We start from the raw sequence: 13,928 nt of genomic DNA, 5'->3' as shown, positions 1-13,928 counted from the left end.
CGACGTGTCGCACCGCGCGGGTGCGGCGGGTTTTCCACACTGCTCTGTATGACCCAGCGCGAGCAGGCCGCCACCGCCTTCGACGATCTCCACACCCGGCACGCCGCGGCGCTGAACCAGCAGGCGTATCTGCTCACCGGGCGGCCGTGGCTCGCCCGGCGGGCGGTGGAGCGGGGGTTCCGGCTGGCCTGGCAGCGCTGGCCGGAGGTCGCGGTGGATCCGGATCCGGCGGGGTGGGTGCGGGCGGCGGTGTACGAGTACGCGCTGACGCCGTGGCACCGGCTGTGCCCGGGGCTGCGGACCGCCCGCGGCCTGCGGGAGGCGTCGGCCCCCGGGCCGTCGGACCGCGCGCTGCCGGCGGCCCTGCTGAGCCTGCCCGCCCGGTACCGGCGGGTGCTGCTGCTGCACGACGTGGTCGGGCTCGGGCCGGACGAAACCGCGGCCGAGATCGAGGCGAGCGTCCCGGCCACGACGGCGCGGCTGGCGCACGCCCGCGAGCGGCTCGCCGAGCTGCTGCCGGAGCTCGGGCTCGACGGGCAGTCGCCGGTACGGCAGGGCGAGATCCTGCGGGCCCGGATCACCGCGCTGCCGTCCGTGCCACCGACGGCGCCGTCCGCCGCGGCGGACGTACGCGGCGGCAGTGAACGCAGCGCCCGGCGGACCACCCGGGCGGTGTTCGGCGGGACCGGGCTGTTCGCGCTGGTGACGCTGGTGATGATGGCCCTCGCCCCGGACCACTACACGCCGCAGGAGCGGCCCCGGGCGCACGCGCCGCACACCCGGACGGCACCGGCCCGGCACCACCGGGACACGGAGGCCCGGGACCACCGGGACACGGACGCCCGGCACCACCGGGACGCGGCACGGGAGCGAGGGAACGCGGCCCGGAACGCCGCACGGGAGCAGGGGAACGCGGCCGTACGGAAGAAGATCCGGCAGGCCCGGCTGGCCCCCGAGCTGCGCTGATCCGTACGGCCCGCCCCCGGGAACGGGCGCGGGCCCGCACCCCAAGGGGTACGGGCCCGCGTCCGGGGCACTGCGCCGCAGGACGGGTCCGGCGGCGCGGGAACGCCAATCAGCCGCCGAGGATCTCGCGGGCCAGCCGCGCGGTCTCGGACGGGGTCTTGCCGACCTTGACGCCGGCGGCCTCCAGGGCCTCCTTCTTCGCCTGGGCGGTGCCGGAGGAGCCGGAGACGATGGCGCCGGCGTGGCCCATGGTCTTGCCCTCGGGCGCGGTGAAGCCCGCGACGTAGCCGACGACCGGCTTGGAGACGTTGGCCTTGATGAAGTCGGCCGCACGCTCCTCGGCGTCGCCGCCGATCTCGCCGATCATCACGATCAGGTCGGTGTCGGGGTCGGCCTCGAACGCCTCCAGGGCGTCGATGTGCGTGGTGCCGATGACCGGGTCGCCACCGATGCCGACGGCCGAGGAGAAGCCGATGTCACGGAGCTCGTACATCATCTGGTAGGTCAGCGTGCCGGACTTGGACACGAGACCGATGCGGCCGGGCTTGGTGATGTCGCCCGGGATGATGCCGGCGTTGGACTGGCCGGGGGTGATCAGGCCGGGGCAGTTCGGGCCGATGATCCGGGTCTTGTTGCCCTTGGCCTGCGCGTACGCCCAGAAGGCGGCGGAGTCGTGGACCGCGATGCCCTCGGTGATCACGACGGCCAGCGGGATCTCGGCGTCGATCGCCTCGACGACGGCGGCCTTGGCGAAGGCCGGCGGCACGAAGAGCACGGACACGTCGGCGCCGGTCTTCTCCATCGCCTCGGCGACGGAGCCGAAGACGGGTACCTCGGTGCCGTCGAAGTCGACGCTGGTGCCGGCCTTGCGCGGGTTCACACCGCCGACGATGTTGGTGCCGTCACCGAGCATCAGCTTGGTGTGCTTCATGCCAGTGGCACCGGTCATGCCCTGGACGATGACCTTGCTTTCCTTGGTCAGGAAGATAGCCATGGTTGTTGTGTCCTCGTCCTTTACTTAGCAGCCAGCTCGGCGGCCTTGTCGGCCGCGCCGTCCATGGTGTCCACACGCTGCACCAGCGGGTGGTTGGCCTTCGACAGGATCTCGCGACCGAGCTCCGCGTTGTTGCCGTCGAGACGCACGACCAGGGGCTTGTTGACGTCCTCGCCCTTGGACTTGAGCAGCTCCAGGGCCTGCACGATGCCGTTGGCGACCTCGTCACAGGCGGTGATGCCACCAAAGACGTTGACGAAGACGGACTTGACGTCCGGGTCGCCGAGGATGATCTCCAGGCCGTTCGCCATGACCTCGGCGGAGGCGCCGCCACCGATGTCGAGGAAGTTGGCGGGCTTGACGTTGTTGTGCTTCTCGCCGGCGTAGGCGACGACGTCCAGGGTGCTCATGACGAGACCCGCGCCGTTGCCGATGATGCCGACCTGGCCGTCGAGCTTGACGTAGTTCAGACCCTTGGCCTTGGCCGCAGCCTCGAGCGGGTTGGCTGCGTCCTTGTCCTCCAGCGCCTCGTGCTCCGGCTGGCGGAACTCGGCGTTCTCGTCGAGGGACACCTTGCCGTCAAGGGCGAGGACATCGCCGCTGGCGACCTTGGCGAGCGGGTTGACCTCGATGAGGAGCGCGTCCTCGGCGATGAAGGTCTTCCACAGGGTGACCATGATGTCGGCGACCTTGTCGGCGACCTCGGCCGGGAACTTCGCGGCGGCGACGATCTCGGCGGCCTTCTCCTTGGAGACACCCTCGTTGGCGTCCACCGGGATCTTGGCGAGGGCCTCGGGCTTGGTGGCCGCGACCTCCTCGATGTCCATGCCGCCCTCGACGGAGGCCATGGCCAGGAAGGTGCGGTTGGTGCGGTCGAGGAGGTACGAGACGTAGTACTCCTCGACGATCTCCGGAGCGGTCTCGGCGATCATCACCTTGTGGACCGTGTGGCCCTTGATGTCCATGCCGAGAATGTCCGTCGCGCGGGCGACGGCCTCGTCCGGGGTCGCGGCCAGCTTGACGCCGCCGGCCTTGCCGCGGCCGCCGACCTTCACCTGCGCCTTGACGACAGACTTGCCGCCCAGCCGCTCGGTCGCCTCGCGGGCTGCCTCAGGCGTGTCGATGACTTCACCGGCCAGCACCGGTACACCGTGCTTGGCGAAGAGGTCCCTCGCCTGGTACTCGAACAGGTCCACGCGCGTCCGTCCCTTGTCTTCTCAGAATCGCCGTAGTGATCGCGGTTCGTTCGTCTGCGATGGGCGTGCCGCGAAGGGCAACGTGACGGCGCTGTCACAGGGGAGGCGTACACGGTGACCGGATACGCGGCATGTCCGTCCGGCAGGTTATCGCCGCAGGAGCTGAGGCCCTAAATCGCAGATCACACTCCGGCGGTGATTACCATCACAGATCTTTTGGCCAAGTTACGCCTCCCTGAGATTTCCGCATGTTGTCGGGTGGATTTCCTCCGTCCCGAACGCATATGTGGTGGGGATGCGCTCCGCGCCCGGTCGGCCGGGCGCCCCGTTGTCACTCACCGTGCGCGCGGGTGTGGCGCACGGTTCGCGATCTCCTCCCGATACGCCCCTGTGCGCCCCGTCTCAGGCGATTCCGGTTCCGGTGCCGCGGGAATCCAGTTGGGAAGAAGTGGCGACTCCCGCGCACAAGACCTCCGCAGGCGGTGTCCGGAATGGCCTCTTGACCCTTCAACTCCCGCTTACGGACACTGTGTTGAGCGCATACGCATACTTACGCATCAGGAGTCACACGCCCCGGCCCGGCCCGCCCTCCCCCTTTCTCGATTTCCCGGTGTGCGCGCACTCGGCGCCCGCAGGGATTGGCGGGGAATGCCGACACCTACACCCCCTCCCACGTTTATGCGGAAGAGCTTCCCCGCCGCATCCGCGGCATCACCACCGTCACCCCGTCCGTGCGAGGAAGGAATCGCCTGATGGCCACCCCGCTGACCGCGAGCCGGCTGCTGAAGGCACTGCGCGACGAGGGCCTGGTGGTCCATGAGGTCCGCAGCTGGCGTACGCACAACCGCAATGCGAAGGGCCCCTGGGGCCCGACGCACGGCGTGATGATCCACCACACCGCCACCGAGGGCACCGACACCTCGGTGGACCTCTGCTACGACGGACGCTCCGATCTGCCGGGGCCGCTATGTCTGGGCGTGATCGACAAGAAGGGCGAGGTCCATCTCGTCGGCAACGGCCGCGCCAACCACGCCGGGCTCGGCGACGGTGACGTACTGCGCGCGGTGATCAACGAGGACCCGGAGCTGCCGTCGGACAACGAGGCGGACACCGACGGCAACCGTCACTTCTACGGCTTCGAATGCATCAACCTCGGGGACGGCAAGGACCCGTGGCCCGAGGAACAGCGGGTCGCCATGGAGAAGGCGTCGGCCGCGATCTGCCGGGCGCACGGCTGGAACGAACGCTCGGTGATCGGCCACAAGGAGTGGCAGCCCGGGAAGGTCGATCCGCGCGGCATCGGGATGGACGACCTGCGTGGGCGGGTCAAGAAGCGGCTGGCGAAGCCGGCGGAGGGCGCGCCGGAAACGGACGGTACGGAGCCGGACGGCTCGGGGCCGACGCCGCCGGAACCGCAGCATCCGCGGTACGAACCGTTTCCCGGCCGGGACTTCTTCCGGTCGGGGACCAGCAGCCCGGTGGTCACGGCCATGGGTGAACGGCTGGTCGCCGAGGGGTGCAGCCACTACGAAGAGGGCCCCGGTCCGGAGTGGACCGAGGCGGACCGCGCGTCGTACGCAGCCTGGCAGCGCAAGCTCGGCTTCCGCGGCAAGGACGCCGACGGGGTGCCGGGGCGGGTGAGCTGGGAACGGCTGCGGGTGCCCAACTCGTAGTGGACGGCGGCTTGTTGCCGCCCGAAAACACCAAGGCCGGGCGGTCCTCCCCCACAGAGGTCCGCCCGGCTGTTCATGGGTGTTCCGGCATCGGTCGCCGCCGCGACCGGGAGCCGGTGGTGCCGACTACGGTCAGACGGCCTGAACCGGGAGGGCCGGGAGGGCCGGCAGCGCCGGGATGTTGGCGGCGTTGGTCAGGTCGGCCAGGTCAGCGGGGACGGCCGGGACGGCAACGGCGTCGGTCACGTTGGCCGGGACGGCGGGCACGGACGGGGTGGCCGGGGTGGCCGGGAGGGAGTCGGTCGCGTTGGCCGGGACGGCCGGGACGGCCGGGACGGCCGGGGCCGAGGGCACGGACGGGACGGCGGGCACGGACGGGGCCGCGGGCACGGACGGGACAGCCGGGACGGCCGGCACGTTCTTCGCCGGGGTCAGGCCGCGGACGCCGGTGACGGCCTGGCCGGCGGTGTCCTGTGCGTCGGTCACGACGACGGTGGTCAGACCCTGCGCGAACGGGGCGGCGTCAGCGGCCGCACCCTGGGCGAACGCCACCGCGTCGGTCGCCTTGCCCTGGGCGAAGGGGACCGTCTTGGCGACCTGACCCTGCGCGAACGGCACCGCGTCGGTGGCCACGCCCTGGGCGAACGGCACCGCGTCGGCCGCGGCACCCTGCGCGAACAGCTGCGCCTGGCCGCCGACGACGGTCACGAACGGGGTGGCCTGGCCGGCCGCGTCACCGGCGAGCTGACCGGCACCGCCGACCGCACCCTGGGCGACCGGCACGACCTTGATGACGACCCGGCGGGCGACGGGCGGCAGCACGTCGGCGGCGGCCTCGTCGACGACCGGACGCGCGGTGGCCAGCGCGCCCTGGGCCTGCTTCGTCAGCTGCTCGGGACGGATGCCCGCACCGGCGAGACCGGCCAGCAGGTTGTCGGCCGAGCCGGGGGCCTTGGGCAGCGCGGGGGTCTTGGGCAGCGCCGGGGTGCCGGGCAGGGACGGGACGCCCGGGGTGGCGGGCAGCTTCGGAGCGGTGGGCAGTGTGCCGTCCGTGAGGCGGCCGGCCTGGCCGAGGTCGGCGCCCTTGGCGGCCTTCTTGACGGTCTTGACGGCCTTCTTGGCCTGCTTCGGACCGGCGGCCTTGTGCACCGCACCGGTGTCCGGCAGACCGGCGCCGCCGACCTGCTTCTGCACGCCGTCGGCCGCACCGGACACGTCGCCGGCCTGCGGCAGCTTGCCGGTGGGCAGGTTCTGGGCCGGCACACCGCCCAGGGCGCCGGTGGCCTTGCCCGCCACCTCACCGACCGTCTTCTTCGCGGTCTCGGCGGTCTTGGTCGCGGTGCCGGCCAGATCGCCGGTGGGCAGGTGCTTGGCGGTGTCGGTGACCGTGCCGGTGGCGGGCAGGTCCGAACCGACGGGCAGCTCGGCGGCGTTGGCGCCGGCGGAGCCCAGGGCCCACAGGCCGGTGGCGGCAGCGGCAACGACGATGGAACGACGGATGTGGGAGCGCATGGAGGTGAAGTCCTTCGAATTCGGAGGGGTTTGACGGGCAGACCTGTCCCGCCCCCGCGCGGCAGGTCCAGTTACAGACGCGGAGCGGTCTGCCCTAGCCCGGAAATTCGAGGATTTCTTCGGCACGCCGACGCGTCGGAGCGCCATCGGCCGTGCGGACGCCACCGGGCAGCAGCCGGAAGCGCGTGGGGTCCGCCGGGGCGGCGGCGTGCTGGTCCCCGCCACGGGGGCCGTGGCCGTCACCGGCGGTGTGCGAGGCGGGCGCCACCGGGCCCTGCGGGTACTGCCCCGGAAGGCCGTTGTGGCCCGGGTCCCGCTGCTCGTGAACGGTGGCCGAGGAGCCCTCGGAGACCGGCTTGTGCAGGTCGGCGAGGACCTGAACCGCCTCGGCGGCGGCAGCGCGGTCGACCGTGGCAGCGGTCCGCGAACCGGCCGACGGCACCGCACCCGGCGTACGGCCGGGCTCGTGCGAGCCGCCGTCCCCGGGGTTCTCGGTGTGTTCACCGGACGGGAGGTGCCCGGGCAGCGCGGCACCGGCCGAGTCCCCGATCTCCCGTACGACGCGGTGCACCGGCTCGGTGACCCGGCCGGTGACCGGTGCGGTCCGCTCGGCGGCGGGCCGGACGGCCTGCGCCACCGCGTCGGACGCGGCGTGGGTGCGCTCGGCGAACCGCGCGCCGGACTCCTCGCCCCGGTCGGTGACCGCGGCGCGGGAACCGGACAGCCGGCTCGCCCCGTCCCGGGTGGCGGCCCGGTCCGGGGTGGACGCCTCGGCGGCGGGCCGCGCCGGGGCCGTTGCCCCGGTCAGCTCCGCGCTTCCCGTGCGGTCGTCGGCATGGGCGCCGGGACCGAAGGCGAAGCCGAGGGCCACGAAGCCCACCAGGAAGAACCCGGCCAGCAGCGCACGCCGCACGGCCACCGTGCGCGGCAGGCGCACGGTGGCAGGCAGGGCGAACACAGCAGACAAGGAGGGACCTTCCCCTACGGACGGGGACGCCCGGGAGACATGCCCCGGGGTCACGCGCGTCGCGGGCGATCGAGCGATGAGCTGATACTTGCATGGGCAACCAGGTGCCGCGCAAGTCTCCCCGGGGCACCTGTCACCGTTGCTCCGCCATGTCCGGTATGGGCAGCGGCCGTTTCTCGATCGCGGCCGCCATCACGTCCGGGAAGAGGTCCGGAGTGCACGCGAACGCCGGTGCGCCCAGGGCCGCGAGGGCCGCGGCGTGGTCCCGGTCGTAGGCGGGCGTCCCCTCGTCGGACAGCGCGAGCAGCGTCACGAACTGCACACCGGACGCCTTCATCGCGGCCACCCGCTTGAGCATCTCGTCCCGGATACCGCCCTCGTAGAGGTCGCTGATGAGGACGACGACGGTGTCGGCGGGGCGGGTGATACGGGACTGGCAGTAGGCGAGCGCGCGGTTGATGTCCGTGCCGCCGCCGAGCTGGGTGCCGAAGAGGACATCGACCGGGTCGTCGAGTTGGTCCGTCAGATCGACCACCGAGGTGTCGAAGACGACCAGCCGGGTGTCGAGGGTCCGCATGGAGGCCAGCACCGCGCCGAACACCGAGGCGTAGACAACCGAGGCGGCCATCGAACCGGACTGGTCGATGCAGAGCACCACATCCTTCTTCACCGACCGCGCGGCGCGGCCGTAGCCGATCAGCCGCTCCGGGACGACCGTGCGGTACTCGGGGAGGTAGTTCTTGAGGTTCGCCCGGATCGTGCGGTCCCAGTCGATGTCGCGGTGGCGCGGCCGGCTGATACGGGCGGAGCGGTCCAGGGCGCCGGTGAGGGTGGCGCGGGTGCGCTGCGCCAGCTTCTTCTCCAGCCGTTCGACGACCTTGCGGACGACGGCGCGGGCGGTCTCCTTGGTCGTCTCGGGCATGACCTTGTTGAGCGAGAGCAGGGTGCCCACGAGATGCACATCGGCCTCGACGGCCTCCAGCATCTCCGGCTCCAGCAGCAGCGTGGACAGCCCCAGCCGGTCGATGGCGTCCCGCTGCATCACCTGCACCACGGACGACGGGAAGTACGTCCGGATGTCGCCGAGCCAGCGGGCCACCCCAGGCGCCGAGGCCCCGAGCCCCGCCGAACGCCGGCCGCCGTCGGCCGTCTTGGCGCCGCGGCCCTTCTCCCGGCCGTAGAGGGAGGCCAGCGCCCCGTCCATCGCGGCGTCCCGGCCGCTGAGCGCACACCCCGTCCCGTCCGCGCCGCCACCGCCGAGCACCAGCCGCCAGCGGCGCAGCCGTTCGGCCTCGGGGGCGGGGGCCGGGGCGTCGGCCGTGGGCGGGGGCGGGGCCGTGGTGGTGGCCGTCGGGTCCGGGGGCGTGGTGGCCGTGGGCGTGGGCGTGGACCTCGGGTCCGGTGTCGTGGTGGTCATGTCCGTGCCCCCGTGAGGTCGTCGGCCGGGCGGGAGTCGTCGGCCGGGCGGGATGGGTCCGGTTGCTCGTCGTCGAAGCCGTGCTGTCCGATGCCCAGCAGCGTGCGGAGCGTGGGGAGGACGGCCGCGGCACGGTCGCGGTCCAGGCCGGGGCCGAAGCCGGGCACAGCCGCGTCCGGGGTGTCGCCGGACGGGTGGCGGGGCGCCGTCGCGGGGCCGCGGCGGACCAGTTCGCCGAGGGTGCGGCGCACTCCGGTCTCGTACTCCGCGAAGGTGCGGCGCAGCAGCGGGAGTACGTCGGTGAACGCGGCGTCCGGCACACCGGTCAGCCAGCCGTCGACCAGCGCCAGCAGGCGGGGGTCATGGACCAGCAGCATGCCGCCGTCCCCGCCGCCGACGAAGCCCTCCAGCCAGCCGGCGGCCTCGGTGGGCGGGGTGCCCGGCGACAGGGCGAGCCCCATCAGCCGCTCCGCTCCCCCGTCGCCCAACTCACCGTCGTCCAGCAGGAGCCGGGTGGCCCGGCCGCGGAGCAGACCCGGCACGGCGTCCCGTTCGCTGACCGCCCGCAGCACCCCGGCCCAGCGGGCCCGCAGCTGCCTGCCTCCCGTCTGCCGCGCGCTCTCCGGCTGGCCGAGCAGGCCGACGGCCTGGTGGGTGGCGTCGAGATGGCCGCGCATTTCGGCGGCACCGTCGGCGTCCAGCCCCGGGCAGGCCGGTGGCAGTCCGACGAAGACCCGCTCGGCCAGGCCCATGGCCACCTCGCGGAGCGCGGCGGCGTCCGTGCCGCGCACATCGCCGTAGCGCACGGACCGGACGAGGGCGGGCAGCGCCTGGGCGAGATGGCCCACGTCCGCGTCCAGCGCCGCGCGGTCCGACAGGGCCTGCATCACCACCGGGAGGGCGTCGGGGAGTTCGGCGAGCAGACAGCGCTCGGCGAGCGCCGTGACCTCGGCGAGGCCGGCTGCCCCGGCCGCCGCGGCCGCGGCCTTGGCGGTGGCGGCCGAGAGCACGGTCGTGCCCCAGATGCCGGCCTCCGCGACGCGTACGGCGAGCTCCGGCTCCCAGCGCAGCCGCCAGGTCTCCCGGAAGGTGCCCGTACTGCCGCGGGAGCGCGTCGGCTCGCCCCAGGGGATGCCGAGCAGCCGCAGCCGGTGCAGCAGCCGGCTGCGCCCGGCGTCGGTCTCCTTGCGCAGGTCCAGCTCCAGTTCTCGTTCCAGAGCCTCGGGTTTGAGCCGCAGCGTCCGCCGGCTGCGGTCGATGTCCTGTTGCAGCGGCACCGCGGGGGCGTCCTCCGGGACCTCGCCCAGCACCTCCCCGACCACCAGCCGGTCGTGGATCAGCGAGGACGGGGCGTCGGTGCCGTCGCCCATGACGGCGCGCACCGCGTCGTCCAGCTCCGTCAGCCCGGCGAGCGGACGGCCGCGTACCGTGGCCAGCCCCTCGGCGAGCCGCACCGCTTCGATGACATGCGCCGACGAGACGGCGTAGTCCTCCTCGCGGAGCAGCCCGGCGACCTTGGTCAGCCAGCGTTCCACGGGGCGGTCGGGGGCGCTGAAGAGATGGCCGTACCAGCCGGGGGAGGCGATACCGGCGCCGTAGCCGCTGCGGCGGGAGAGCCGGCGGTGTGTCCAGGGCACCCAGGTCACCGCCGTCTTCACCTTCGGCAGACCCTTGAGCAGCTGCCGGTCGGCGGTGACCGTGGTGCGCCGCGCCAGGGCGGGGACGTGCCAGGCGCCGCACACCACGGCGAGGTCGTCGCCGAACTCCCGTCGCGCGGCCCGCAGCCGGAGCCGCATATGGGCCTCCCGCACCGGGTCCCGGTCATGGCCCCCGTCGCCGTAGGTCTCCCGCAGCGCGCCCATCGCCTCGGCCAGCGCCGCGAACGGAGCCAGCGCGTCCGCGCCGGCTCCCCCGCCCGCGCGGTGCTCGATCACGTCCTCCCACCAGCGCTCGGGGTCGTCGTACCCGGCCGCCTCGGCCAGCACCCCGATCGGATCGATCCGCACCTCGGCACCGGAGCGGGCCTCCTGCCCGCCGGCCGCCTCGTCCGGCGCCTCCGCCTCGTCCGCCGTCTCGGGACCGTCCGCCGTCTCCTCGTCGTCCCCCCGCGCCAGGGAGTGCGCCGCGGGCAGATCGATGAAGCGGACGGGGACGTCGTGGGCCAGCGCCCAGCGCAGCGCCACCCACTCCGGGGAGAACTCGGCCAGCGGCCAGAACGCGGCGCGGCCGGGGTCGTCCTGCGCATGGGCGAGCAGCGCGACGGGCGGCCGCATCCCCTCCCGGGCGGCCAGCGGCACCAGTTCGTCCGCCTCCGGCGGCCCTTCGATCAGGACCGCGGCCGGGCTGCACTGCTCCAGGGCGGCCCGCACCGCCCGCGCCGATCCGGGGCCGTGGTGACGCACCCCGAGCAGCACCGGCCCGCCCCCGTTGGCCGTTCGCTCGCTGCGCTCGCTCATGCGCCCACCTCACGGCAGGCGCGGTAGAAGTCCTTCCAGCCGTCGCGCTCGCGCACCACGGTCTCCAGATACTCCTGCCATACGACCCGGTCGGCCGCGGGGTCGCGGACCACGGCGCCCAGGATGCCCGCGGCCACGTCGCCGGAGCGCAGCACACCGTCCCCGAAGTGGCTGGCCAGCGCCAGGCCGTTCGTCACCACCGAGATGGCCTCGGCCGTGGAGAGGGTGCCGGACGGCGACTTGAGCTTGGTCCGGCCGTCGGTGGTGAGACCGGACCGCAGTTCGCGGAAGACCGTGACGACCCGGCGGATCTCGTCCAGGCCCTCGGGTCCGGCCGGGAGGTCCAGCGAGCGCCCGATCTGCTCGACCCGGCGGGAGACGATGTCCACCTCCTCGTCCGGGGTGGCGGGCAGCGGGAGTACGACGGTGTTGAAGCGGCGGCGCAGCGCGCTGGAGAGTTCGTTGACGCCGCGGTCGCGGTCGTTGGCAGTGGCGATCAGGTTGAAACCGCGGACCGCCTGCACCTCCTGCCCCAACTCCGGGATGGGCAGGGTCTTTTCCGACAGGACCGTGATCAGCGAGTCCTGTACGTCGGCGGGGATACGGGTCAGCTCCTCGACCCGCGCGGTCATGCCCTGCGTCATCGCGCGCATCACCGGGCTGGGCACCAGTGCCTCGCGGCTGGGGCCGTGCGCGAGCAGCTGGGCGTAGTTCCAGCCGTAGCGGATCGCCTCTTCAGGGGTGCCGGCGGTGCCCTGCACCAGGAGGGTGGAATCGCCGCTGACGGCGGCCGCCAGATGCTCGGACACCCAGGTCTTGGCGGTGCCGGGCACGCCCAGCAGGAGCAGTGCGCGGTCCGTCGCGAGGGTGGTCACCGCGACCTCGACGATCCGGCGCGGGCCGACGTATTTGGGGGTGATGACCGTGCCGTCGGCGAGGGTGCCACCGAGGAGGTAGGTCGCGACCGCCCACGGCGAGAGCCGCCAGCGCGCCGGCCGCGGCCGGTCGTCGGCCGCCGCGAGGGCCCGCAGCTCGCCCGCGAAACTGTCCTCGGCATGCGGCCGCAGCGCCTCGCCGCCCGCGGCTTCCGGCGCCGCCCCCGCGGTCTGCCGGCTCGTGTCGTCGGTCGTCCCGAAGCTGTTCGCGGACATGGTTCCCCCTCGTCGCACGGTGCGCGGCCGGCACCCCGAAATCGCGGCGGCCGCTTGCGGAATCAACCCTGCACCACGCCACTGACAATCACCCGAAATGCAGCTCCGGCGCGCAAGTTCGTCGCGGGCCACGGCGATTGTCAGTGGTGCGCCGTAGCGTCGGAGACATGAATCCGCAGGGGGAACGCTGGACGACGGACCAGGTGTACGCACTGGCACCTGACGAGGCATCACGCAGAGCGGGCGGCAGGCTCGCGGCGCCCGGACCGTGGTCGGAAACGGGCGCGGGCGGGGGCGCGGTGTGGGGGCGGTGCGAGGGCAGCGGCAAGAAGCCGTATCAGACGGTCGTGGACCTCAACGGTCCCGCCTTCATGTGCAGTTGTCCGAGCCGCAAGTTTCCCTGCAAGCACGCCCTGGGGCTGCTGCTGCTCTGGGCGGGCGGCGGCGGAGGGGTGCCGGCCGGGAAACCGGCCCCCTGGGCGGATGAATGGCTGGCCGGGCGGCGGGAGCGGGCCGCGCGGGCCGCGGGCGCGCCCTCGGGCGCGGGCGCCCCGTCGCGGGCTCCCGCGGACCCGGAGGCCGCCCGGCGGCGGGCGGAGCGCCGGATGCAGCGGATCGGCGCCGGCGCCACGGAGCTGGAACAGCGGCTGGAGGATCTGCTCCAGTCCGGGCTGGCGGCGGACGGGAGCGGGGGCGGCTCCTGGGACGAGACGGCGGCCCGCATGGTCGACGCCCAGGCCCCCGGACTCGCCGCGCGGGTACGGGAGTTGTCCTCGGTGACGGCGTCCGGGCCGGACTGGCCGGCCCGGCTGCTGGAGGAGTGTGCGCTGCTGCACCTCCTCGACCAGGGGTTCCTCGGTATCGAGCGGCTGCCGGGCCCGCTCGCGGCGACGGTCCGCGCACGCGTCGGGCTGACCACGGAAGCGGCGGATCTGCTGACCGGCTCCGATGCGGCGACGGTCCGGGACCGCTGGCTGGTGCTCGCCCAACAGGACAGCGACGACGGCAAGCTGCTCACCCGCAGAATCTTTCTGCGGGGCGAGCGGACCGGCCGGATGGCGCTGCATCTCTCCTTCGGCGGCTCCACCGGCCGCCCCCTGGACCTGGCGCTGCCACCCGGCCTGGTGCTCGACGCGGACCTCGCCTACTACCCGGGCGCCCGCCCGCTGCGTGCCACCTTCGGTGAGCGGCACGCCCCGGTGACCCACGGGTCGGTACCCCCGGGCGGTGGCATCGACGCCGCCCTGGCCGCATACGGCGATGCGCTGCGCGACGACCCGTGGCTGGATTCCTGGCCGGTGGTGCTCAGCGAGGTCACCCCGATACCGAGCCGGAACGGGGCGGGCTGGCAACTGGCCGACGCGGACGGCGAGTCGGCGCTCCCGCTGGACCCGCGCTGCGTCGGCCGGACGAGCCTGTGGCAGCTGGTCGCCCTGTCGGGCGGGGCGCCGATCACGGTCTTCGGCGAATGCGGCCATCGCGGCTTCCTGCCGCTGACCGCCTGGGACCCCACCCCGGTGCCCCTGTGACCCGCGCCCCGGCCACAACACCCCGGCCCGCCCGGACGCCGTCCACCACCGATGCCTGGAGGAAGGG

The 13,928-nt window shown here is 73.6% G+C and carries 10 protein-coding genes; 3 read left to right on the top strand and 7 right to left on the bottom strand.

Features of this window, described 5'->3' with window-relative positions:
• The first annotated feature begins 48 nt into the window (after window positions 1-48).
• Entirely contained in the window at window positions 49-966 is a 918-nt protein-coding gene (locus AC3EUV_RS06435) for a sigma factor-like helix-turn-helix DNA-binding protein (protein ID WP_432141466.1), read from the top strand.
• Between the two features lie 109 nt (window positions 967-1,075).
• Here AC3EUV_RS06435 and sucD read toward each other — a convergent pair whose 3' ends face one another.
• Together sucD and sucC are read right to left on the bottom strand one after the other, a co-directional pair.
• On the bottom strand, window positions 1,076-1,960 hold the full coding sequence (sucD, locus tag AC3EUV_RS06430; protein WP_387232630.1) for a succinate--CoA ligase subunit alpha: 885 nt from the start codon (window positions 1,958-1,960) through the stop codon (window positions 1,076-1,078).
• A gap of 20 nt (window positions 1,961-1,980) precedes the next feature.
• Window positions 1,981-3,156, bottom strand: coding sequence for an ADP-forming succinate--CoA ligase subunit beta (gene sucC / locus AC3EUV_RS06425; RefSeq protein WP_435602369.1), 1,176 nt, complete (start codon window positions 3,154-3,156; stop codon window positions 1,981-1,983).
• Window positions 3,157-3,908: 752 nt separating this feature from the next.
• Between sucC and AC3EUV_RS06420 the strand changes: the two genes are divergently transcribed.
• On the top strand, window positions 3,909-4,829 hold the full coding sequence (locus AC3EUV_RS06420; protein ID WP_432141464.1) for a peptidoglycan-binding protein: 921 nt from the start codon (window positions 3,909-3,911) through the stop codon (window positions 4,827-4,829).
• Between the two features lie 132 nt (window positions 4,830-4,961).
• On the opposite strand, the gene AC3EUV_RS06415 is transcribed toward AC3EUV_RS06420, so the two are convergent.
• The 5 genes from AC3EUV_RS06415 to AC3EUV_RS06395 all read right to left on the bottom strand — a co-directional run bounded on the left by AC3EUV_RS06415 (window position 4,962) and on the right by AC3EUV_RS06395 (window position 12,332).
• On the bottom strand, window positions 4,962-6,341 hold the full coding sequence (locus AC3EUV_RS06415) for a hypothetical protein (protein ID WP_435602368.1): 1,380 nt from the start codon (window positions 6,339-6,341) through the stop codon (window positions 4,962-4,964).
• Window positions 6,342-6,435: 94 nt separating this feature from the next.
• A complete protein-coding gene (locus AC3EUV_RS06410) occupies window positions 6,436-7,308 on the bottom strand; it encodes a hypothetical protein (protein WP_432141462.1) in 873 nt (290 codons plus the stop codon).
• Between the two features lie 133 nt (window positions 7,309-7,441).
• Window positions 7,442-8,725: a VWA domain-containing protein gene (locus tag AC3EUV_RS06405; RefSeq protein ID WP_432141461.1), complete on the bottom strand. Its 1,284-nt coding sequence runs from the start codon at window positions 8,723-8,725 to the stop codon at window positions 7,442-7,444.
• Complete coding sequence (locus AC3EUV_RS06400) at window positions 8,722-11,181, bottom strand: DUF5682 family protein (RefSeq protein ID WP_432141460.1); 2,460 nt, start codon at window positions 11,179-11,181, stop codon at window positions 8,722-8,724. Before AC3EUV_RS06400 ends, AC3EUV_RS06405 begins: the two co-directional genes overlap by 4 nt.
• Window positions 11,178-12,332 (bottom strand): ATP-binding protein, encoded by a 1,155-nt coding sequence (locus AC3EUV_RS06395; protein ID WP_432141459.1) that lies wholly within the window; start codon window positions 12,330-12,332, stop codon window positions 11,178-11,180. The genes AC3EUV_RS06400 and AC3EUV_RS06395 overlap by 4 nt, the downstream gene beginning before the upstream one ends.
• 167 nt (window positions 12,333-12,499) lie before the next feature.
• Between AC3EUV_RS06395 and AC3EUV_RS06390 the strand changes: the two genes are divergently transcribed.
• The gene (locus AC3EUV_RS06390; protein WP_435602367.1) at window positions 12,500-13,861 is read left to right on the top strand and encodes an SWIM zinc finger family protein; all 1,362 of its coding nucleotides are present in this window, start codon (window positions 12,500-12,502) and stop codon (window positions 13,859-13,861) included.
• The last annotated feature ends 67 nt before the right edge of the window (window positions 13,862-13,928 follow it).

The organism is Streptomyces sp. bgisy130, assembly GCF_057708345.1.
This window is presented reverse-complemented; position numbering and strand designations above follow the sequence as displayed.